Source organism: Dactylosporangium sp. NPDC050688 (assembly GCF_040654515.1).
Lineage (GTDB): Bacteria > Actinomycetota > Actinomycetes > Mycobacteriales > Micromonosporaceae > Dactylosporangium.
Genome location: NZ_JBFAIC010000010.1, coordinates 67521 through 88818, shown reverse-complemented (window position 1 = coordinate 88818; position 21298 = coordinate 67521). Strand labels below are relative to the sequence as shown.

Sequence of the window (21298 nt, the reverse complement as noted above, 5' to 3'; positions counted from 1 at the left end):
ACTTCATGTGGCCACCGCCGGCACCGGCAGCGGCAGCGGCAGCACCACGGACAGCTCGAAGCCGTCCGGCGGGGTCCGGGTCGCGGTCACCGTGCCGCCGAGCGCGGCGACGCGTTCGGTCAGCCCGAGCAGCCCGCCGCCGAAGGCCACCTTGCCGGACGCGGCCGGCGCCACGCCGTTGTTCGCCATCGTCAGCGTCACGCCCGACGGCGCCGTGCGCAGCGTGACGACGCAGCTGCGGGCCTCGCTGTGGCGCAGCAGGTTGGTGGCGCCCTCGCGGACCACCCAGCCGAGGGTGCCCTGCAGCTGGGCGGGCAGCCCGCCGCCGTCGCCGATGACGCGGCACTGGATGCCGGCGGAGGTGAGCAGGGCGCGGGCGCCGGCGAGCTCCACGTCGAGGTCCGCCGCGCGGTAACCGCCGGCGACGGCGCGCAGCTCGGTGAGCGAGTCCTGGGCGATGCGGCGCACCTCCAGCATCTCCTCCACCGCCTCCTCCCGGCCGCGGCGGGCCAGCTGCGCGGCGAGCTCGGCCTTCAGCGCGACCACCGACAGCGTGCGGCCGGCGACGTCGTGCAGGTCGCGGGCGAAGCGGAGGCGCTCCTCGGCGACGGCGAGACCGGCCTGGACGTGCCGGGCGCGGTCGAGCTCGCGGACCACGCCGAGCATCCACAGCGACAGCCGGTACGCGGCGACGACCGTCACCAGCAGACCGCCGAGCGCGATCACGGCCCCGGCGGTGCCGGCCACGGCGCCCACCGCGCAGCCGGCGACCGCGACGGCGAAGGTGACCCGGGGGCGGACGGCGGCGCACAGGGCGGACACGTAGGTGACGGCCAGCACGATCAGTATCGCGGTGCCCGGGCCGTCCGGCCGCCCCGGCGTCGGGCCGGGGTAGGCGGCGAAGCCGGCCGCCACGCCGGCGGCGGTGAGCGCGCCGCCGGCGAGGATCAGGGCGGTCGGGCGGGGTCGCAGGCCGAGGTACGCCTGGATGCCCGCGTGCACGAGCAGCAGGCACACGACGGTGTGCACGATGAACCCGGCGACGAGCACGGCGAGCGCGGTGCGGGACACCTCCAGCTGCACGAGCGCCGCCACGAGCAGCGGCGACAGCGCGATCTGGCTGTAGAACGAGCCCCTGATGTACCACTCGACCCGGGTCGCCTGCCCGCGCCGCCGCCACCAGCCGGTCACCGTGCGCACCCCTTCACCGTCGTGGCTCCCAGCGGAACCAGCGTCGCACGGCCACCCACCCGAGCACCGTCCACGCCAGCAGCAGTCCCGCCGGCCGGGCCGCCTCGGCCAGGACGCCGGCGACGCCCTTGCCGGGACTGCCGAGCCAGCCGAGCCGGACCAGGTCGAGCACCGGTGCCAGCGGCAGCCACCGTAGCGCCCCGGCGACCGCGGACGGCAGGGCGTCCAGCGGGACCGCGACACCCGCACCGGCGAAGCAGAGCAGCAGCACGGGCAGGGTGGTGACCTGCGCCAGCTCCACGGTGCGGGTGAACGCGGCGCTGACCGCGGCGAGCAGCATGAACACGGCCACCCCGCCGAGGACGCCGGCGAGCATGACGGGAGCGTTCACCGGTACGGGCAGCCCGACGAGCACCGCACCGGTGCCGACGAACAGCAGCATCTGCCCGAGCGCGACGGCCGCCGCGGGGCCGGCGGTGCCGATGAGGATCTCGGGGTCGGTGAGGGTGCCGACCCGCAGCCGCTTGAGCACCAGGTCCTCGCGGCGGGCGACGTACGTGCTCACCAGCGTGTAGTACAGCACGCTGAGCAGCACGAAGCCGAGCACGCCGGTGACGACGCGGGCGGTGCCGGCCGGGTCGGCGCCCTCGCCGCCGGCGGCGAGGAACCCGGCGATCAGCAGCGGCACCAGCACGGCGTTGAACATGGCGGTGCGGTTGCGGGCGAGCAGCAGCAGCTCGGCCCGCCCGACCGCGGCGAGGCGCCTCACGAGGCACCCCCGAGCGGCGCCGCGCCGGCCGGCGCGCCCCCGGGCGGCGTGGGCCCGGGCGGCGCCGCGCCCGGCGGTGCGGCAGCCGCGATCGACAGGAACGCCTCGTCCAGGGTCGCCGACCGGGCATCCAGGCCGCCGAGCGTGACCTCGTGCGAGGCGGCCCAGCCCAGCAGCGTGGTCAGCGACGCCTGCAGCGCCGTGGTGTGCACGGTGACCCGCCCGCCGGCCTCGTCGTAGGCGCCGACGACGTCCGGCAGCGCGTCGAGGCTCAGCCCCGGCGGCAGGTCGAAGCCGATCCTCGCCGGGAACGCGGCGACGACCTCGGCGACGGAGCCGGTCGCCACGACGGTGCCGCCGTGCAGGATCGCGACGCGGTCCGCGAGCTCCTGCGCCTCCTGCAGGTAGTGGGTGCTGAGCAGGATGGTGACGCCGTCGCCGAGCAGGCCGCGCAGCAGCCGCCAGGTGTCGTGCCAGCTCTGCGGGTCCAGCCCGGTGGTCGGCTCGTCCAGCACGAGCAGTTCGGGCCGGCCGATGACGGCGGCGGCGAGGTCGAGGCGGCGCCGTTCGCCGCCGGACAGCTGCCGGATCCGCACCCCGGCGCGGTGGGCGAGGTCCACGAGGTCGAGGGTCTCGGCGACCGTCCGGGTCGCGCCGGCGGGCAGCGTCCCGGCCCACATACGCAGCGCCTCGGCCGGGGTCAGGTCGGGCGGGAAGCCGCCCTCCTGCAGCATCACCCCGGTGCGGGGCCGCACCCGCGCCCGGTCGCGGACGGGGTCGTGGCCGAGGACCCGCACGGTGCCGGCGGTCGGCCGGTCCAGGCCCTCGACGAGCTCGAGGGTGGAGGTCTTGCCGGCGCCGTTCGTGCCGAGCAGCGCGAACAGCTCGCCGCGCGCGACGTCGAACGACACGCCCCGCACCGCCTCGAACGTGCCGTAGCGGCGGCGCAGCCGGTACACCTCGATCGCGGCCGTCACGGCAGGAACCGCATCTCGGGGTACCCCGCGGACGGGCCGGACAGCAGCGTGCCGCCGCGACCGCCGAGGTACCGGTCGGCGAACGCGAGCAGGTACGCGCGCTGCACCCGCACCGACCGGCCACCGTCGATCGTGCCGAGGGCGGGTTCGAGGTCGGCGGGCGCGGCCCCGGTCTGCGGCAGCAGCACCTGGTAGTCGGTGAAGGACAGGTGCCCGAAACCGGGCGAGTAGAGCACGACCGGGCGGCGGCCGGCGGCGGGCGCGCCGGTGTGCGCATGGGTGACGGGCAGCTCGAAACCGGAGCCGGGCGGGTTGAGCAGCGCCGCGAGCGCCGGCCCCACCCAGGGCGCGCGCGGGGACCGGCGCACGTCCCGGGCCGGGTACCAGAGCTGGATCATCAGCTCCCGGGCGGACTGCGCGGGCACCCAGGGGTCGGGCCGGGAACGGTCGACGAGGTGCACCGATACGGTGCGGACCGGTCGGCTCGGGCAGCACGAGCCGCACGCCGCCCGGCGTTCGCGGTGGGCGGGCGACGGCGGCGCCGGGCAGCGCCAGCGCCGTGGCCACCGTCACCAGCAGGACGAGGACGTGTCTCATATGGACAGTCTTCGTGGCCCGGGCGCCGTGCCGTAGTGCCGTCGCGCACCGGTTGCGGTGCGCCGTCGCACCCCCGGTCGGTGACAAATGTCAGGCCCCAGGACCTGTTTCACTCCCGAGCCGCACCCGTGCCGGGGGCGGATCGCCTCAGGTGGCCACCGGCGGCACCGATCAACGGACCATGTCGGTGAACGCGCTGGAACAGCATGAGGGCGATTACCACGCCCGCCAGATCAGGCTGGGCACGTCGATCGGCGTCGCGGTCATCCTGATCGGCGCGGTCCGGGTCCAGCTGGACTGGCAGGGCGGGCCGCTGCTGGTCGCCGGCATCACGGCGGTCGGGCTGGTGCAGGCCGGGCTGGCGCTGCTGCCGTGGCGCCGGCTGGCGTTCCGGCCGTGGCTGCCTGGGGTGCTGACCGCCTGGTGGGCGGCGAACCTGGCCGTGCTGCTGGCGTTCACCGCGTACGACGCCGCCGCCCTGGCGATCTACCCCGCCGGGGTGACCCTGATCCTCGCCTCCACGGCGGCGCTCTCCTCGGCGCGGGCCGTCATCGGCATCGGCGTCGCGTCGCTGGCCGGGTACGTGTCGCTGGTCCTCACCCGGGACCGGCCGGTGACGGGCACCCTCGCGACGCTGACGCTGGCGCTCATGGTGGGCGTGATGTGGTTCTGCGCGCAGACCGCCAGCAACCGGCGGCGCCTGGACACCGCGCGGCTGAGCGCGGAGCGGCGCGTCGAGGCGCTGCTGGAGAACTCCTCCGACGCGGTCATCGCGGTGCTGCCCGGCGGCGGCGTCACGTACAGCAGCCCGTCGGTGCGCACGGTGCTCGGGTACGACCAGGCCTTCGTGACCAGCGAGCTGCTGATGGACATCACCCACCCCGACTTCCTGCCGACGGTGATGGAATGGTGGTTGAGCGTCGCCAACGGCGCGCCCGGCTCCTCGGCGCGGGTCGAGTCACGCATCCGCCGCGCCGACGGCAGCTGGATCTACGCCGACGTCATCGGCACCAACCGGCTCGACGACCCCTCGCTGCACGCGGCCGTCATCAGCATCAGGGACATCACCGAGCGCAAGGTGCTCGAGGAGGAGCTGACCCGGCAGGCGTTCGCGGACTCGCTGACGGGGATGCCGAACCGGGCGCTGTTCCGGGACCGGCTGGAGCACGCGATCGCCCGCAACCGCCGCTGCGGCGGGCGGATCACGCTGCTGCTGGTCGACCTCGACGACTTCAAGCTGGTCAACGACAGCCTCGGCCACTCCGCCGGCGACCAGCTCATCGCGACCACCGCGCTGCGGCTGCACCAGCAGCTGCGGGCCGCGGACACCCTCGCGCGGCTCGGCGGCGACGAGTTCGCGATCCTGGTGGAGGACGTCAGCGAGGTCGAGGCGATGGACCTCGGTGACCGGCTGCTGGCCGCGATCCGCCGCCCGCTGCGCCTGGGCAACCGCGAGGTGGTCTGCTCGGCGAGCATCGGCGTGGCGACCGCGAAGGCCGGCGACGGCGAGGACGGCCCGGACCCCGGCGAGCTGCTGCGCAACGCGGACCTGGCGATGTACGCGGCGAAGGCCGCCGGGCGGGACCGCTACGCGCTGTTCGACCCGGCGATGTACGCCGACATCCTGCGCGAGGCCGACGACCGCGCCGAGCTGGAGCGGGCCCTCGCCGCGGAGGAGTTCGTGGTGTACTACCAGCCGATCGTGGACCTGCCGACCAGCCGGCTCATCGGCGTGGAGGCGCTGGTGCGCTGGGACCACCCGCTGCGCGGGCTGGTCGGGCCCAACGCGTTCATCCCGCTGGCGGAGTCGACGGGGCTGATCGTGCCGCTGGGCCGGTGGGTGCTGCGGCAGGCGTGCCAGCAGCTGGCGCAGTGGTGCGCCGACTACCCCAACGCCGAGCGGATCCGCATGAGCGTGAACCTGTCGGCGCGGCAGTTCCAGCACGAGGGCCTGGTCGAGGAGGTCGGGCAGATCCTCGCCGACACCGGCGTCAGCCCGCACCAGGTGGTCCTGGAGATCACCGAGTCGCTGCTGATGCAGGACACCGACTCGACGATCGGGACCCTCGGCCGGCTCAAGGAGCTGGGCGTCCGGCTCGCCATCGACGACTTCGGCACCGGGTACTCATCGCTGTCGTACCTGAAGCGGTTCCCGGTCGACATCCTCAAGATCGACCGGTCGTTCGTCGACGGCATCGACACCGAGCACGGCGACGCGACCCTGGCCGAGGCCGTGGTGCAGCTCGGCCGGGCCCTGCAGCTGCAGACCGTCGCGGAGGGCATCGAGACCCAGGAGCAGTGGTCGACGCTGCAGGACCTCGGCTGCGAGTACGGGCAGGGGTACCTGTTCGCGAAGCCGGGCGCCGCCGAGGCGATCTCGTCGATCCTCGGCGGCGCCGAGCCCGCATGACTACGCGGGGATGCTGAACGGGTCCCCGTACACCTTCCAGCTCAGCGGCGGGTTGAGGTCGAAGTTGCGGTTGTTGAGGAACACCCGCTGCGCCGTGTCGACCCGGCTGGTGTCGCTGTGCGCCTCCTCGGTCTTCATCGCCGCGACCCGCGCGTCGAGGAAGGCGTTGAGGTAGGTGAACTCGTCGCCGCCCTGAGCGGGGGTGCGGGCCTTCGCCATCGCCGTGCGGCGGATGCCGCCGAAGCTGACCGCGTCGTTGCCGGGGCCGTGCATGACGATCGCGTCGTAGTAGATGAACTGGCCGAGCGCCCGCAGCCCGTCGGCCTTCGCCTGCTGCACGGACGGGTTGAAGTAGACCCGGTCGCGTTCGTCGTTCTGCGCGGCCTGGAACGCCGGGTCGGCGGCCGCGGTCTTCCAGTCGCGGGTGAAGTTCGGGTCGAGCCCGGCGTGCGAGGCGCTGCCGTTGACGTTACGCAGCGCCGGCAGGTACTTGGCCAGGACGTTGCCCGGGACCCGCTGGGCGTAGAGCTCGACGAGCTCGAGCATGTCGCCGGTGCCGGAACAGAAGCCGATGATGCCGGCGGTGTAGCCGCGGCCGTCGCCGATGTCCTCGATGTACTTGTACTGCGCCTTCCAGTCCAGCGACGAGTTCTCCGCGCTGGACACCAGCTGCATGGCGATGTCCTTCTTGCGCGGGTCGGTGAGGTCCTTGCCGGCGCTGGGGCTGCTGCTCGGGCTGCCGCTCGGGCTCTTGGACGGCGACGGGCTGGTCGAGGGGGTCGTCGACGGCGTCGGGCTGGCGGTCGCGCTCGGTTGGGTGCCCGGTGTGGTGCCGTACACCTTGAGCTCCCACAGCGAGTAGCCGTAGGGCGTGCCACGGGCGGTGCCCAGGACCCGCACGTAGCGTCCGGTGCCGTTGAGGCCGGTGAGGTCGTCCGTGGCCCCGTTGCCGGTGGTCGTGCTGTAGATGCTGGTCCAGGCGGAGCCGTCCGCCGAGGTCTGGATCTGGTACGACCGTGCGTACGCCGCCTCCCAGTTGAGGTTGACGTGCGTGATGGTCTTGGTGGCACCGAGGTCGACCCGGATCCACTGCGGGTCGACGCCCTCGGCGCTGGCCCAGCGGGTGCCGGTGTTGCCGTCGACGGCGTTGCCGGGGCCGAGCGAGGACAGCTCGTTGGACGACGACGTGGCCGGCCTGCCCTGCGACAGCAGGCTTTCCGTGGCCGCGTCCGCACCGTAGGTGGTGGCGGCGACGGTCACCCCGCCGACGAGCAGGGCCGCGGCACCGATGCCGACCAGCCTGCCGGGAATCTTCACGAGCGCCTCCGGGACAGATAGGTAAGTTGCCTGTCAGATGCTGCGATTTGGATACGTCGATGTCAAGGCGTCTAAGCAAGACTTCAGGAGCCGTTACGCTTGGCGAACGTGTAACCTGCGGGTTACGCTTCCGGGCGTGGACGACGTGGCCGAGGCGATCGCGGACGCGGCCCGCCGGCAGATCCTCGAGCTGCTGCGCACCGGGCCCCAGCCGGCCGGGCACATCGCGGCGGTGATCGGCGAGCGGTTCCGCATCAGCCGGCCCGCAGTGAGCCGCCACCTGCGGGTGCTGCGCGAGTGCGGGCTGGTCCGCGACACCCTCGACGGCCGGCACCGCCACTACCACCTGGACGCCACCCGGCTCGGGGAGCTGACCGGCTGGCTGGCCAGGTTCACCACGCCCCCGATCTGGCAGCAACGCATGGACGCCCTGGAGACCGAGGTCCACCGGGCCCGCCGCGACCGCCGGGCCGCCCCCGTCGAGCAGGAGGAACGCAGCGCATGAGCACCCTACCCACCGGCCGCTGGATCCCGACCGCAACAGGGGGTGACCTGGTCATCATCCGCACCTTCCAGGCGCCCGCCGAGGACGTGTGGGCCAGCGTCACCGAGCCCGAGCGGACCGCCCGCTGGTTCGGCCCGTGGAAGGGCGACGGCCGGCCGGGCGGCACGATCGAGTTCCAGATGGTCCAGGAGGAGGGCGCCCCCTGGTTCGACGCGGTGATCGAGGCGTGCGAGCCGCCCCACCGGCTGGCCCTGACCAGCTCGACGGCCCACCTGGAGCTGGTGCTGACGCCCGTGGCCGCCGGCACCGAGCTGTGCCTGGTGCACCACCTGAGCGGCCCTGAGGGCGTCGCCGACTTCGGCCCCGGCTGGGAGTTCTACCTCGATGCCCTCGTCGCCTCCCGCGACGGCATCCCCATGCCGAGGTTCGAGGACTACGACCCCTCCATGCGCCCGTACTTCACGGCGCTGACGACGCAGCCGGGGTGACGCTGCCGGGGTGACGCCGCCGCCGCAGTCCGTCGCGAACACTTTGTGCGCCACCGGCGAACAACAGGTGTGATGCAACTGTGGACGACTGGAGGACGGCGGACGTGGTCGTGGTGACGCAACCAGGCACGGCCCGGGGACCGGACACCGACGCCGATCTCATCGAGCAGGCGAAGCGGGCACCCGAGCGGTTCACTGTCGTGTTCGACCGGCACTACCGGCAGATCTACGCGTACGCGGCCCGCCGGCTCGGGCCGGACCTGGCCGAGGACGTCGCGTCGGAGACGTTCCTGATCGCGTTCGACCGGCGCGGCAGCTACAACAGCGCCCGCGCCGAGGTCCGGCCGTGGCTGTACGGCATCGCGTCGAACCTCATCGCCCGCCACGCGCGGGCCGAGACGCGCCGGTACAAGGCCCTGGCCAGGGCGTTCGGCGCGCCCGACGAGGACGACCATGCCGAGGAGGTCGCCGTACGGCTCGACGCGATGGCCGTGCGCGGCCGGCTCGCCGAGGCGTTGCGGCGGCTGCCCGAGCCCGTACGGGCGGTGCTGCTGCTCGTGGCGTGGGCGGGGCTCAACCAGCAGGAGGCCGCGGCGGCGCTGGACATCCCGCCCGGCACGGCCAGGTCCCGGCTGCACCGGGCACGGCAGGAGATGCGGCAGGCGCTCGGCGCCGAGATCGAGGTGAGCGAGTGATGGACGTGGACGAGATCGACGTGCTGCGTGAGGCGTTCGGCCCCGACGAGGTGCCCAGCCAGGCAGCCCAGAACCAGGCCCGCGCGGCCCTGCGGCAGCGGATGTCGTCGAAGGAGCAGCGCGTGACCAGCAGGCCGATGTTCCGCCGGCGCCAGTTCGTGCTCACCGCCGGGATCGCCGTGGCGGCGGCCGCCGCCGTGGTCACCGGTGTCGCCGTCGTGGCGACGCGTGGTGAGGACCGGGGGCCGGCGCCGAAGGCGCAGCCCGTGCCCAGCACACCGGCGAAGGGCGTGCTGCCGTACCTGCGCCCGGCCAGCGCCGCGGAGTACCTGGAGAACGCCGCCTGGACGGCCGAGCGCCGGCCGTGGCAGGACCCGCGGCCCGACCAGTTCATGTACATCGAGACGCTGCAGCTGCGCAACAAGCCGGCCTACGAGCGGGAGCACCCGAACGACGCGATCCGGCCCGAGCTGAGCGAGAACCGCAAGGTCCAGGAGTGGTGGAGCGTCGACGGGCAGACCCGGGCGAGCTACGAGAACGGCCGGCTCGTGGTGGCCAAGGTGGGGCAGGGCGAGTACTGGACCCGCGTCGAATGGTCGACGATCACGGCGATGACCAGCCCGGAGAAGGTCCCGGACGCGGTGCGAGGGCCCGGCTCGCTGGGCGTCGACCTGGACGCGTTCATCGGCCAGTACGTGGTGCCGCCGAACGTGCAGGCGGCGATCTTCCGGCACCTCGCGCAATCGCCCGGGATGACGCTCAACCCCGACGCGGTGAACATCGACGGCCGCCCGGCGGTCGGGCTCGGCCGGACCCTCAAGGGCTACCTGTCGCAGGAGCTGCTGTTCGACAAGGAGACCTACCAGTTCATCGGTGAGCGGCTGGTCGCGATCAAGGACCACGTGACCCACGGCGACCTGGTCAGCCGCCGTGGCGACGTCTTCCGCCAGGCCATCTACGCGAAGCTGATCATCGTCGACAAGCCCGGCGACACCCAGTAGCGCCACGCGCCGCGGTGCCGCGCCCGGTGACGGGCGCGGCACCGCGGCGGCTCAGCTCAGCGTCCAGGTCACCGTGTCGGTGATCTGGCTGCCGCCGATCGTCGCCGTCACCTGCACGGTGTTGGCGCCCGGGCGCAGCGTCACGCCGGTCCACCTGAAGATGTGGTCGGTGCTGGTCCGGGCGCCGAGGGAGGCGCCGTTGAGGGTGGCGGTGACGGTGCCGGCGTTGGAGTACACCTTCAGCTCCGTCGCCGCCGCCGTGCGCTGCGTCCAGCGCCGGCTGGTGATGTACAGCGTCGGGGTGGACGCCCAGGACGCCTTGTAGAAGTAGAAGGCGTCCTTGCGGGTGAGCCGGTCCCGGGTGACCAGGCCCTTGTCGTTGATGCCCGGCTGGCCGCCCTCGTTGCGGCCGTCGGCGGCGAAGTCGAACATGTTCCACACGTAGCTGCCCCAGATGTACGGCCGGGCGTCGAGCTGCTTCCACGACGCCTCGTGCAGCAGCGCCTGGTACTCCTCCGGGTGGTACTGGCCGCCGGGGCTGGGCGCGCCCGGGTTCAGGGCGTGCTGGGTGGTGTTCGCGCCGGCGCCGTACTCGGACAGGGCGATGCGCCGCGACGGGTTCGCCGCGTGCAGGCTGTCGAGGTTTCCGCCCAGGTCGTTGTAGGAGCCGTTGTACCAGCCGAAGTACTTGTTGTAACCGCTGGCCTCGGCGTGGTTGTTGACCGCGCCCGTGTCGCTGACGCAGCAACTGGCGTAGACCGAGATCCGGTCCGGGTCCTCGGTGTCGACGAGCCCGGCGAGCTGGTCCAGCAGCGCGTTGGTGGCGGCGTTGTCGGCGCGCTGCTCGTTGCCGATGCCCCAGAACACGATCGACGGGTGGTTGGAGTTCTGCCGGATGAGCTCGGTGAGCTGCTGGCGGGCATTGGCGGTGAACGCCGCGGAGCTGGTCGTGTCGTTGACCAGCGGGATCTCCGCCCAGACGACGAGGCCGCGCTCGTCGGCGAGGTTGTAGTCCTTCTGGTCGTGCTGGTAGTGCGCCATCCGTACGGTGCTCGCCCCGATCTCCCGGATGAGGTCGAAGTCCTGCGTGTGCTGCGCGTCGTCGACGGCCCAGCCGACCCCGGCGCGGTCCTGGTGCAGGTTGACGCCGTGCAGGTCGTACGGGTGCCCGTTGAGGGTGAAGCCGTTGTTCGCGTCGACGCCGAAGGTGCGCAGCCCGAGGGGTTCGGTGACCACGTCGGTGACCTGGCCCGAGGATCGGATCTCGACGTTCGCCTTGTACAGGTACGGGTCGGCGAGCCCGTCCCACCGGTGCGGGTCGGCGATGGTGACGGTCTGCACGACGTCCACGCCGGCGTTCGCCGCCACGGTCCGGGCCGGCAGGGACGCGTCGGCGACGACCGTGCCGGTGGCGTCGGTGATGACCGTACGCACCACGACCGACCGGCTAGAGGTGTTGTTGTTGAACAGTTTCGTGGTCACGTCGACGGTCGCCGAGGCGGCGGTGACGGACCGCTGCCGCAGGTAGACGCCGGGCCCGGCGGAGTCCAGCATCCGCACCGCGAGCGGGTCGACGACCTGCAGGCTGACGTTGCGGTAGATGCCGCCGTAGAAGGTGTAGTCGGCCGACAGCGGCGGGATGTCGGCGTTGCCGGCGTTGGTCACCTTGACCGCGATGACGTTGTCCTGCCCGACCTTGAGCGCCGACGTGGCGCCGAAGCGGAAGCGGGAGTAGCCGCCGGCGTGCCGGCCGAGGTAGGTGCCGTTGACCCACACCTCGGCGACCTGGTTGGCGCCCGCGAATTGCAGGAACAGCATCTTGCCGGCGAAGGACGCCGGGACCGTGTAGTGCCGGCGGTACCAGCCGACGCCCCGGTAGTAGTTGTTGCCGCCGTCGGCGCCGTCGGCGGCGTTCCAGGTGTGCGGCACGGACAGTTGCTGCCACCCGCTGTCGTTGAACGCGGGGGCCTCGGCGCCGGCGACGTCGCCCTTGACGAAGCGCCAGCCGCTGTTGAGGTCGACCCGCTGCCGCAGCGCGGGCGGGGTGTACGTGGCCGCGGACGCGCTGGGCGCCGCGACCACGTTGGCCGCCACGACCATGACGGCCGCGACGAGCCACGCGAGTGTTCTGGGCATTGTCACTCCCTAATTCGGGACGTATGGCGGTACGCGCCGCCCGGCCTGGGCGGCGGTGAGGTGCCGTGTTCAGATGTCGGGTCCAGGTGTCGGGTTCAGGTGTCAGGTTCGGGTGTCGTGCAGCAGGCGCGCGGTGTGCGCGACGAGCAGGTCGCGCCAGACCGGGTACGGCACCGGGGGCAGGAGGTCCAGCAGCGGGTCGACGAGCGAGGCGGGGGTGGTGAAGCCGGCGGTGGCGGCGGCGAGCTTGCCGGCGAGGGGGTCATCGACGGGCCGGCGGGTGGCGACGTACACCATCCACGCGGCGACGGCGAGCGCCGTCCACTGTGGAGTCGCGCCGGCGGCGAGCCGGTCGCGGGCGGTGCCGAGCAGGCGGATCGGCAGTTTGAGGGAGCCGTCGGCGGCGACCTGGGCGGTGCGGTGGCCCAGCGCCGGGTCGGCGAAGCGGCGCAGGATCGCGTCCTGGTAGCCGGCGAGGTCGAAGCCGTCCGGCAGGGTGAGGGTCGGCGCGGCGTCCTCGGTCATGAGCCGGTGCGCCGCCTCGGCGAGCGCGGGGTCGGTCATCGCGGCGGCGATCGTCTCGTGTCCGGCGAGGGCGCCGGTGTAGGCCAGCAGCGAGTGGGTCGCGTTGAGCAGCCGCAGCTTCGCCGCCTCGTAGGGTGCGACGTCGGTGGTGTACGTGGCGTCCCAAGCGGGTCGTCCGGCGGCGAACGAGTCCTCGATGACCCACTGGCTGAAGGGTTCAGCGACGACGGCGCCCTCGTCGCGGACGCCGATCGCGGCGGCGACGGCGTCCCTGTCGGCGGCGGTCGTCGCCGGCACGATCCGGTCCACGACGCACGACGGGAACGCCACCGACTCGGTGATCCAGTCGAGGAGGCGGTCCGCGTCAGGCGACCCCGCGCAGTGGCGGGCGACGAGCATGCGCAGGGTCGGGCCGTTGGCGGTCAGGTTGTCGCAGGACAGGACACTGATCGGCCCGGCGTCGGCGCGGCGGCGTGCCGCCAGGCCGGCGACGAGGTGACCCACCGTGGGGGCGCCGGGCCGGTAGCCCTTCTCCGTGACGGTGAGCGTGACCAGGCGCACGCGCGGATCGGCGATCCGCGCCGCGGGCCCGCCGTCCTCATCAGGGGTCCGGATCTCCCGCAGCGCCCCGATCACCCGCGGCGGTGCGGCGCCGGCGCCGCGCTCCAGGACGGTGTAGAGGCCGTCCTGCGGCGCGAGCTGGTCCCGGACGGTCGCCGACCGCTGGGTGAACCCGCTGATGCCCCAGGTCGGATCCGCGGCGAGCACGGTGTCGGTGTAGACCGCCTGGTGCGCCCGGTGGAACGCGCCGACCCCGAGGTGCACGATGCCGACCTGGACACCGGCCGGGTCGTAGGCGGGCCTGCGGACGCCGTCCAACGAGGACAGCGCCGGCAGGCCGAGGCGGGTCACCAACTGTGCATCGTCCCGTCCTCGAGGCGGTTCACCGGCAGCGACGCCGGCCGGTACGGGTACTGCGCGGCGAGCTCCTCGTCGATGTCGACGCCGAGCCCGGGCGCCTCGGACGGGTGCAGGTAGCCGCCGTCGAAGTGGTACCCGTGCGGGAACACCGCGTCGGTGGCCTCGGTGTGCCGCATGTACTCCTGCAGCCCGAAGTTGGGGATGGCCAGGTCGACGTGCAGCGCGGCGGCCATGCACACCGGGGACAGGTCGGTGGCGCCGTGCGAGCCGGACCGCACGTGGTGCAGCGCGGCGAGGTCGAAGATGCGCCGCAGGTGGGTGATGCCGCCGGCGTGCACGACGGTGGCGCGGATGTAGTCGATGAGCTGCTCGCGGATGAGCTGCTCGCAGTCCCAGACCGTGTTGAACACCTCGCCGACGGCGATGGGGGTGGTGGTGTGCTGCCGGATGAGCCGGAAGCCCTCCTGCAGCTCGGCCGGGACGGGGTCCTCCAGCCAGGTGAGCGCGTACGGTTCGAGGGCCTTGCCGAGCCGGGCGGCCTCGATCGGGGTGAGCCGGTGGTGCACGTCGTGCAGCAGCTTCAGCCCGGGCCCGAACTCGTCGCGGACCCGGGCGAACACCGACGGGACGTGATGCAGGTAGCGTTCGGTGGACCACACGTTCTCGGTGGGCAGGGCGGCGTCGGCGGGCTCGTAGTACATCTTGTCGCCGGAGACGCCGTAGGTGCTGGCGAGGCCGGGCACGCCGGTCTGCACCCGCACCGCGCGGTAGCCGAGGTCCACGTACCGGGCGACCTCGGCGACCGCCTCGTCCACGGCGGCGCCGTTGGCGTGGCCGTACACGGTGACGCCCTCGCGGGAGCGGCCGCCGATGAGCTTGTACACGGGCAGCCCGGCGAGCTTGCCGAGGATGTCCCACAGGGCGGTGTCGACGGCGGCGATGGCGGTCATCGTGACCGGGCCGCGCCGCCAGTAGGCGCCCTTGTACAGGTACTGCCAGGTGTCCTCGATGCGGGTCGGGTCGCGGCCGATGAGCTGCGGCACGACGTGGTCGGTGAGGTAGCTGGCGACGGCGAGCTCGCGGCCGTTGAGGGTGGCGTCGCCGACGCCGGTGACCCCCTCGTCGGTGACGACCTTCAGGGTGACGAAGTTGCGGTCCGGGCAGGTGACGATGACCCGGGCCTCACTGATCCTCATGTGACGTCCTCCTCCTTGACCCGCGCGACGAGCTGGGTCGGGTTGACCAGGCGCAGCGCCACGACGAGCAGCACCAGCATGGTGCCGGTGTAGATGACGGCCATGGCGTCCACCGACTGCTGCGCGCGGATCCCGGCGGCGGACATCGAGTTGTACAGCGCGACGACGAGGGTCTGCGAGTCCGGCCCGGCGGTGAGGAACGTCAGCTCGAACATGCCGACGGTGCGCACCAGCACCAGGATCGACGCGGCGAGCATGCCGGGGACGAGCAGCGGCGCGAGGATGCGCACGAAGACCTGGCGGGTGCCGGCGCCGCACATGCGGGCGGCGCGTTCGATCGCCGGGTCGATCTGCTCGATGAACGGGGTCATGGTGAGGATGACGAACGGCACCGACGGCACCAGGTTCGCCAGGACGACCCCGGTGAGGTGCCCGGCGAACCCGTACTTGTACAGCACGGTCGCCAGGGGGATGCCGTAAGTGATCGGCGGCATCAGGATCGGCAGCAGGAACAGCAGGTACAGGGCGCGCCGGCCGGGGAACGCGCGGCGGGCCAGCACGTAGGAGGCGGGCACGCCGATGAGCACGGAGATGCCGACGACGAGCGCGGACACCTCCAGGGTGGTGATGAGCACGGGCAGCAGCCCGAAGTCGCGCCACGCCTCGCCGTACCACTGGCCGGTGGCGCCCTGCGGCAGCCACGTGTCGAACCAGCTGGTGCCGAACGAGCTGACCACGACCGAGCCGACGACACCGAGGAGGTTGACGAAGAAGAACGCCACCACCCCCCACACCACGAGGGCGCCTGTCTTCATCCTTTGCCTCCGGTGGATCCGGTGTACAGCAGCGACCGCCAGCCGAGGACCGCGGCGATGACGGCGAGCTCGACGAGGCCCATGACGACCGCGATCGCGGACGCCTTCGGGTAGTCGTACTGCTCGTAGCCGGCGTGCCAGGCGGCGATCGAGATCACCCTGGTCTCCCCCGCGGGGTCGCCGACGAGGACCGCGGACGGGAACACGCTGAACGCGAGCACGAACGTCAGGCAGAACGTGGTGGCGAGCCCGGGCGCGAGCAGCGGCAGGGTGATGCGCCGGAAGCGCTGCGCCCAGCCGGCGCCGAGGGTCGCGGCGGCCTTCTCCAGGGTCGGGTCGATCCCCGACAGGTAGGACAGCACCAGCAGGAACGCGAACGGGAACCCGGTGATGACGAGGGAGAAGAACACGCCCCAGTAGTTGTGGGTGAGCCGGACCGGCTCGTCGGTCAGGCCGGCGGACATCAGCGTGCGGTTGAACCAGCCGGTCGGGCCGAGGAAGTTCAGCAGCCCCTGCGCGGTGAGCACGGTGCCGAGCGTGATCGGCACGACCAGCAGCGTGGTGAGCAGCCGCTTGCCGCGGAACCGGCCCCGCATCCGGTAGGCGATCGGCACGGAGGCGCCGACGTTGAGCAGCGCCACCGGCAGCGACAGGCCGAGCGTGGTGGTGAGGGTGCCGCGCTCGTACGCGTCGCTGAAGAACGACCGGTACGCGGCGAGCGGGCCGCCCTGTTCGGGTTGGAACGACAGCCCGATGCCGTAGAAGAACGGGTAGATGAACAGGGTGACGACGAACAGCAGCGCCGGGCCGAGCAGCAGCAGCTGCCGGTCGATGCCGCGTTCGGCGAGCCGGTGCCGCAGCGCGACCCGGCCCTGCGTGACGGCGGCCATCACGCGTCCTGACCGGCGGGGAACACCAGCAGCGCGGCGGGGTCGACGGCGAGGCGGACCTGGTCGCCGGGGGCCGGCCGGTCGGCGGTGCGCAGGTGCAGCCGCTGACCGGTCTCCGTGACGACCTCGACGGCGACCTCGCGCCCCTGGTACTCCACGACCTCGACGGTGGCCGGGAAGCCGTCCTCGGCAAGGCGCAGCGACTCCGGCCGTACCCCGGCGACCACGGCGTCACCGTCGCGCACGGCGCCGATGGGGGTGCCGGTCAGCGCCAGCCCGCCGCCCTCGACCCGCACCGACTCCCCCGTCCGGGCGGCGACCGTCATCGGCAGCAGGTTGCGGAAGCCCATGAAGTCCGCGACGTGCCGGTTCGCCGGCTGCGTGTGCAGCTGCTCGGGGGTGCCGACCTGCTGGACGCGCCCGTTGCGCAGCACGACGAGGCGGTCGGCCATGGACAGCGCCTCCTCCTGGTCGTGCGTCACGTACACGGTGGTGAGGCCGAGCGCCTGGTGCAGCCGCCGGATCTCGGTGCGCATCTCCAGCCGCAGCTTGGCGTCCAGATTGGACAGTGGCTCGTCCATGAGCACCAGCGACGGCTCGAGCACCACGGCGCGGGCGATCGCGACCCGCTGCTGCTGCCCGCCGGACAGCTGCCCGGGCAGCTTGCGGGCCTGCTCCTCCAGGTGCACCAGGGCGATCGCCTCGTCGGTGCGGCGGCGGATCTCGGCGCCGGGCAGCCGGCGCATCTGCAGCCCGAACGCGATGTTCTTGGCCACCGTCAGGTGCGGGAACAGTGCATAGTTCTGGAACACCATGCCGAAGCCGCGCTTCTCCGGCAGCAGCGTGTCCAGGCGGGTGTCGTCCTGCCAGATGCGGCCGGCGGTGAGCGGCAGCAGCCCGGCGAGGCAGTTGAGCGCGGTCGACTTGCCGCAGCCGGACGGGCCGAGCAGGGCGATGAACTCGCCCTGCTCGATCGTCAGGTCGAGGTCCACGAGGGCGTCGTGGCCGCCGAAGCGGCGGGTGACGCCCTCCAGCCGCAGCTGCCGGAACCTGGTGGTCACCTGGTTCACTTCTTCACCTTCGCGCCGCCCACCTCGCGGTCCCACTTGTCGAACGCGGCGACGAGAGCCTTCGCGTCCAGTGGTACCTCCAGCGGGTTGCCGGCGATGAGCTGCTCGTACTCGGGCCGGCCGTAGTCGGTGATGGCCTTCTGGCTGTCGGCGGGCGCCATCGACAGCGGCACGTCCTTGACCGCCGGGCCGGGGTAGAAATACCCCTTGTCGTAGGCCTTCGCCTGCTGCTGCGGGGTGAGCATGTGCTGCAGCAGCAACAGGATCGCGGCCTGCTTGTCGGCGGAGACGCCCTTGGGCACGACGGCGTAGTGGGCGTCGGTGACCCAGTGGAAGCCGTTGAGGGAGCCGATCTTCGCCTCCTTCGGCACCTGGCCGAGGACGCGCGGGTTGATGTCCCAGCCGGTCGTCGTCGCGATGATCTTCGCCGAGCCGTTGGCGAGGGACTTCATCGTCTCGCTGGTCGAGGACGGGTACAGCTCCACGTATTTGTTGAGCTCGGTCAGGTACGCCCAGGTCTTCTCCCAGCCGTTGACCGGGTCCTTCGGGTCCTTGTCGCCGAGCAGGTACGGCAGGCCCATGAGGAACGTGCGGCCGGGGCCGGAGTTGGCCGGCCGGGCGTACTGCACCGCGCCGGGGTTGGCCTTGGCGTACGCGAGGAGCTCGTCGGCGCTCTTCGGCGGGTTCGGCACCTTGTCCGGCAGGTACTCGATGAGCGGGCCGGACGGGTAGTAGGTGACGGTGACGCCGAAGTCCCCGGCGAGCTTCTGCATGGCCGCGGCGCCCGGCAGGTAGCTGTTCATGCCGGGCAGGCGCGAGGCGTACGCCGGCAGCAGCGGCTGCCAGAGCCCCTGGTCGACGCCGGCGGCGAGCCCGTCGACGCCGGTGAGGACCAGGTCGATGTCGACGCGGCCGGCGTTCTGCTGCGCCTTGACCTTCGGCGCGAGCTCCGGCGCGGTCGCCTTGGAGTAGGTGACCTTGCTGATGGTGTCAGCGTGCGCGGCCACGAAGTCGTCGATCATGCCCTGGGTGAGCTGCAGGTTGCCGGCGACGTCCAGGATGTTCAGCGTCACCGCCGAGGCGGGCTTCAGCGGCAGGTCGCCGCTGGTGGCGGGGGCCGGGGTGGACTTGGTCGGCGCGCCGCAGCCGGCGACGAGGGTGAGCACGAGTAATGAGGTGAAATGTCTGCGGGAGAGGGACATGGCGGTTCCCTTCTAAACACGCTCAGGTGGTGGGGGCGTGGCCCGTGGAGTGGCGGACCATGAGCTGTGAGGGGAGCTCGCGCCGCGCGACGGCCGCGCGGTCGGGGTCTTCGAGGAGCTGCAGCAGCATGTCGACGCCGGCCCGGCCGATCGGCTCCTGCGGTTGGGCGACGGTGGTCAGCGAGGGGCTGACCATCTGGGACAGCACGATGTCGTCGAAGCCCATGACGCTGATGGCCTCGGGCACCTTGACACCGCGGGTGGCGAACCAGTTGAGCAGGCCGAGCGCGACGAGGTCGTTGTAGGCGACGACCGCGGTGACGCCGGCGGCGAGCACCTGGTCGGCGGCGGCGACCCCGCCGGCGAACTGGGGAGCGAAGTTGCCGATCTCGACCAGGTCGATCCCGCTGCCGGCGGTCACCGACCGCAGCGCCCGGGCGCGTTCGCGGTTGGACCACGACAGCCGGGGGCCGGCGACGTAGGCGATGCGCCGGTGACCGAGGGCGGCGAGGTGCGCGACGGCCTGCCGGATGCCGTCGACGTTGTCGATGGTGATCGCCGGGATCTGGCCGACCCGGCGGTTGAGCATGACGATCGGGGTCTCACCGGCGACGGCGCGCAGGTCCTCCTCGGTCATGCGGGGTGAGCAGAGCACGATCCCGTCGACCTGCTTGCTCAGCGCCCGCACGAGGCCGGCCTCCGCCGTCGGGTCCTCGTCGGTGTCGGCGAGGAAGACGGAGAAGTCCGACTCGCGGGCGCGGCTCTGCACGCCCTTGACGACGCCGGGGAAGAACGGGTTGGTCAGGTCGGGCACGATCAGGCCGATGTTGCCGGTGCGGCCCGTGATCAGGCCGCGGGCCGCCCGGTTGGGCTGGTAGCCCAGCTCGGCGGCCGCCCGCTCGACCCTGAGCCTGGTCTCGGCCTGGACGAGGGCGGGCGTGGTCAGGGCGCGGCTCACCGTCGACGGCGAGACGCCCGCCGCACGGGCGACGTCCTTGATCGTCACCGGCATCGAGCACGCTCCCTGGGTCTGCGAGGTGATGCGAGCCAGTCTGAAATCGTTTGCACGATGATGTCAAGAGATTCCTCGATCGCGCTCTTGACGGGCGGGAATCGTCGGCACACAGTGATGAGAACGTTTGTGGGATCGACCGCAGAGGAGCCTTCACGGTGCCGCAGCTCCACCTCGACCCCGACCGGACCTTCCCGCCGGACCCCGTCACCCGGCAGCTCGCCCGCACCGTGTACGCCGCGACCAGGGACCTGCCGCTGGTCTGCATGCACGGCCACGTCGACGCCGCGCTGCTCGCCGACGACCCGCCGTTCGGCGACCCGGCCGCCCTGCTGATCACCCCGGACCACTACGTGACCCGGCTGGTGCACTCGGCGGGCGTGCCGCTGGAGGAACTGGGCATCGGCGCGGGCGCGGCGGCCTCCCGGGCGATCTGGCGGACGTTCTGCGCCAACTGGCGGCTGTTCCGGGGCACCCCGTCGCGGTACTGGCTGACCCACGAGCTCGTCGAGGTCTTCGGCGTCGACACCGTCCCGTCCGCGCAGACCGCCGACCGGCTCTACGACGAGCTGTCCGCCCGGCTCGCCCGGCCGGAGTTCCGGCCGCGGGCGCTGTTCGAGCGGTTCGGCATCGAGGTCCTCGCCACCACCGACTCGCCCCTGGACGACCTCGGCGCGCACGCCCGCCTCGCCGCCGACGGCTGGGGCGAGCGGGTCATCCCCACGTTCCGCCCCGACGCGCTCGTGCACGTCGCCCGGCCGTCCTGGACCGCCGACGTGGCCGCGCTCGCCAAACGCGCCGACGTCCCCACCGACGACTACGACGGCTACCTCGAGGCGCTGCGGGCCAGGCGGCGGGCGTTCATCGCGGCGGGCGCCCTGGCCACCGACCACGGCCACGAGTCCGCCGACACCACCCCGCTCGGCGACGCCGACGCCCGCCGCATCTACGCCGCCGCGCTCGCCGGCCGGGTCACGCCGCCGGAGGCGGCCGCGTTCGCCGGGCACATGCTGTACCAGATGGCGGCGATGTCCTGCGAGGACGGGCTGGTCATGCAGCTGCACCCCGGCGTCCTGCGCGACCACCACGACGGGGCGCACCGGCTGTACGGCCCCGACCGCGGCTTCGACATCCCGGTCGCCGCGGAGTTCACCCGGTCGCTGCGCCCGCTGCTGCAGGCGTTCGGCCGCCACCCCGCGCTGCGGCTCATCCTCTTCACCGTCGACGAGACCGTCTACAGCCGCGAGCTGGCGCCCCTCGCTGGGGTCTACCCCGCCGTGCGCCTCGGCGCGCCCTGGTGGTTCCTGGACAGCCCCGAGGGCCTGCGCCGGTTCCGGGCCGCGGTCACCGAGACGGCCGGTTTCTACAACACCGCCGGCTTCGTCGACGACACCCGCGCCTTCGCCTCCATCCCGGCCCGCCACGACCTCGCCCGCCGCATCGACGCCGGCCACCTCGCGGACCTCGTCGCCCGCCACCACCTGGACCTCGACGAGGCGGTCGAGACCGCGGTCGACCTCGCCTACACGATCCCGAAGCAGGTCTACGCCCGCCCCGCCCCCTGAGTCGCCGGGCACCCCC

General features: G+C 72.7%; 19 protein-coding genes. 6 read left to right on the top strand and 13 right to left on the bottom strand.

All coding sequences use genetic code 11. The annotated features are described in order from the left end of the window. Positions 1 to 3 precede the first annotated feature (3 nt). The 4 genes from AB0H83_RS12520 to AB0H83_RS12505 are packed head-to-tail and all read right to left on the bottom strand — an operon-like array spanning position 4 to position 3398. Positions 4 to 1200, bottom strand: a complete 1197-nt coding sequence (locus AB0H83_RS12520) for a histidine kinase (protein WP_360091325.1) — start codon at positions 1198 to 1200, stop codon at positions 4 to 6. Positions 1201 to 1204: 4 nt separating this feature from the next. After that, positions 1205 to 1960, bottom strand: coding sequence for an ABC transporter permease (locus tag AB0H83_RS12515; protein WP_360091322.1), 756 nt, complete (start codon positions 1958 to 1960; stop codon positions 1205 to 1207). Continuing rightward, positions 1957 to 2937 (bottom strand): ABC transporter ATP-binding protein, encoded by a 981-nt coding sequence (locus AB0H83_RS12510; protein ID WP_360091319.1) that lies wholly within the window; start codon positions 2935 to 2937, stop codon positions 1957 to 1959. The genes AB0H83_RS12515 and AB0H83_RS12510 overlap by 4 nt, the downstream gene beginning before the upstream one ends. Then, entirely contained in the window at positions 2934 to 3398 is a 465-nt protein-coding gene (locus tag AB0H83_RS12505) for a hypothetical protein (protein WP_360091316.1), read from the bottom strand. Before AB0H83_RS12505 ends, AB0H83_RS12510 begins: the two co-directional genes overlap by 4 nt. Before the next feature lie 323 nt (positions 3399 to 3721). Here AB0H83_RS12505 and AB0H83_RS12500 point away from each other — a divergent pair, with 323 nt between their 5' ends. Beyond that, entirely contained in the window at positions 3722 to 5944 is a 2223-nt protein-coding gene (locus AB0H83_RS12500) for an EAL domain-containing protein (RefSeq protein WP_360091313.1), read from the top strand. Here AB0H83_RS12500 and AB0H83_RS12495 read toward each other — a convergent pair whose 3' ends face one another. Next, positions 5945 to 7261, bottom strand: coding sequence for a chitosanase (locus AB0H83_RS12495; protein ID WP_360091310.1), 1317 nt, complete (start codon positions 7259 to 7261; stop codon positions 5945 to 5947). Between the two features lie 136 nt (positions 7262 to 7397). Here AB0H83_RS12495 and AB0H83_RS12490 point away from each other — a divergent pair, with 136 nt between their 5' ends. The 4 genes from AB0H83_RS12490 (at position 7398) to AB0H83_RS12475 (ending at position 9950) form a co-directional block, all read left to right on the top strand. Next, positions 7398 to 7766: a metalloregulator ArsR/SmtB family transcription factor gene (locus tag AB0H83_RS12490; RefSeq protein WP_360091307.1), complete on the top strand. Its 369-nt coding sequence runs from the start codon at positions 7398 to 7400 to the stop codon at positions 7764 to 7766. Then, positions 7763 to 8254, top strand: a complete 492-nt coding sequence (locus tag AB0H83_RS12485; RefSeq protein ID WP_360091304.1) for an SRPBCC family protein — start codon at positions 7763 to 7765, stop codon at positions 8252 to 8254. The genes AB0H83_RS12490 and AB0H83_RS12485 overlap by 4 nt, the downstream gene beginning before the upstream one ends. A gap of 80 nt (positions 8255 to 8334) precedes the next feature. After that, positions 8335 to 8949: an RNA polymerase sigma factor gene (locus AB0H83_RS12480; RefSeq protein WP_360091301.1), complete on the top strand. Its 615-nt coding sequence runs from the start codon at positions 8335 to 8337 to the stop codon at positions 8947 to 8949. Continuing rightward, a complete protein-coding gene (locus AB0H83_RS12475) occupies positions 8949 to 9950 on the top strand; it encodes a hypothetical protein (RefSeq protein WP_360091298.1) in 1002 nt (333 codons plus the stop codon). The genes AB0H83_RS12480 and AB0H83_RS12475 overlap by 1 nt, the downstream gene beginning before the upstream one ends. Before the next feature lie 51 nt (positions 9951 to 10001). On the opposite strand, the gene AB0H83_RS12470 is transcribed toward AB0H83_RS12475, so the two are convergent. The 8 genes from AB0H83_RS12470 to AB0H83_RS12435 all read right to left on the bottom strand — a co-directional run bounded on the left by AB0H83_RS12470 (position 10002) and on the right by AB0H83_RS12435 (position 19717). Further along, a complete protein-coding gene (locus AB0H83_RS12470) occupies positions 10002 to 12086 on the bottom strand; it encodes a glycoside hydrolase family 2 TIM barrel-domain containing protein (protein WP_360091295.1) in 2085 nt (694 codons plus the stop codon). A 102-nt stretch (positions 12087 to 12188) separates the two neighbouring features. Continuing rightward, complete coding sequence (locus AB0H83_RS12465) at positions 12189 to 13523, bottom strand: mannitol dehydrogenase family protein (RefSeq protein ID WP_360091693.1); 1335 nt, start codon at positions 13521 to 13523, stop codon at positions 12189 to 12191. Further along, positions 13520 to 14728, bottom strand: coding sequence for a D-mannonate dehydratase ManD (gene manD, locus AB0H83_RS12460; RefSeq protein ID WP_360091292.1), 1209 nt, complete (start codon positions 14726 to 14728; stop codon positions 13520 to 13522). The genes AB0H83_RS12465 and manD overlap by 4 nt, the downstream gene beginning before the upstream one ends. Continuing rightward, complete coding sequence (locus AB0H83_RS12455; protein ID WP_360091289.1) at positions 14725 to 15543, bottom strand: ABC transporter permease subunit; 819 nt, start codon at positions 15541 to 15543, stop codon at positions 14725 to 14727. The genes manD and AB0H83_RS12455 overlap by 4 nt, the downstream gene beginning before the upstream one ends. Beyond that, a complete protein-coding gene (locus AB0H83_RS12450) occupies positions 15540 to 16433 on the bottom strand; it encodes an ABC transporter permease subunit (protein ID WP_360091286.1) in 894 nt (297 codons plus the stop codon). The genes AB0H83_RS12455 and AB0H83_RS12450 overlap by 4 nt, the downstream gene beginning before the upstream one ends. After that, on the bottom strand, positions 16433 to 17503 hold the full coding sequence (locus AB0H83_RS12445; RefSeq protein ID WP_360091283.1) for an ABC transporter ATP-binding protein: 1071 nt from the start codon (positions 17501 to 17503) through the stop codon (positions 16433 to 16435). Before AB0H83_RS12445 ends, AB0H83_RS12450 begins: the two co-directional genes overlap by 1 nt. After that, positions 17500 to 18705 (bottom strand): extracellular solute-binding protein, encoded by a 1206-nt coding sequence (locus tag AB0H83_RS12440; RefSeq protein WP_360091280.1) that lies wholly within the window; start codon positions 18703 to 18705, stop codon positions 17500 to 17502. Before AB0H83_RS12440 ends, AB0H83_RS12445 begins: the two co-directional genes overlap by 4 nt. A gap of 22 nt (positions 18706 to 18727) precedes the next feature. After that, complete coding sequence (locus AB0H83_RS12435) at positions 18728 to 19717, bottom strand: LacI family DNA-binding transcriptional regulator (RefSeq protein WP_360091278.1); 990 nt, start codon at positions 19715 to 19717, stop codon at positions 18728 to 18730. A gap of 158 nt (positions 19718 to 19875) precedes the next feature. Between AB0H83_RS12435 and uxaC the strand changes: the two genes are divergently transcribed. Further along, a complete protein-coding gene (uxaC, locus tag AB0H83_RS12430; protein ID WP_360091275.1) occupies positions 19876 to 21282 on the top strand; it encodes a glucuronate isomerase in 1407 nt (468 codons plus the stop codon). The last annotated feature ends 16 nt before the right edge of the window (positions 21283 to 21298 follow it).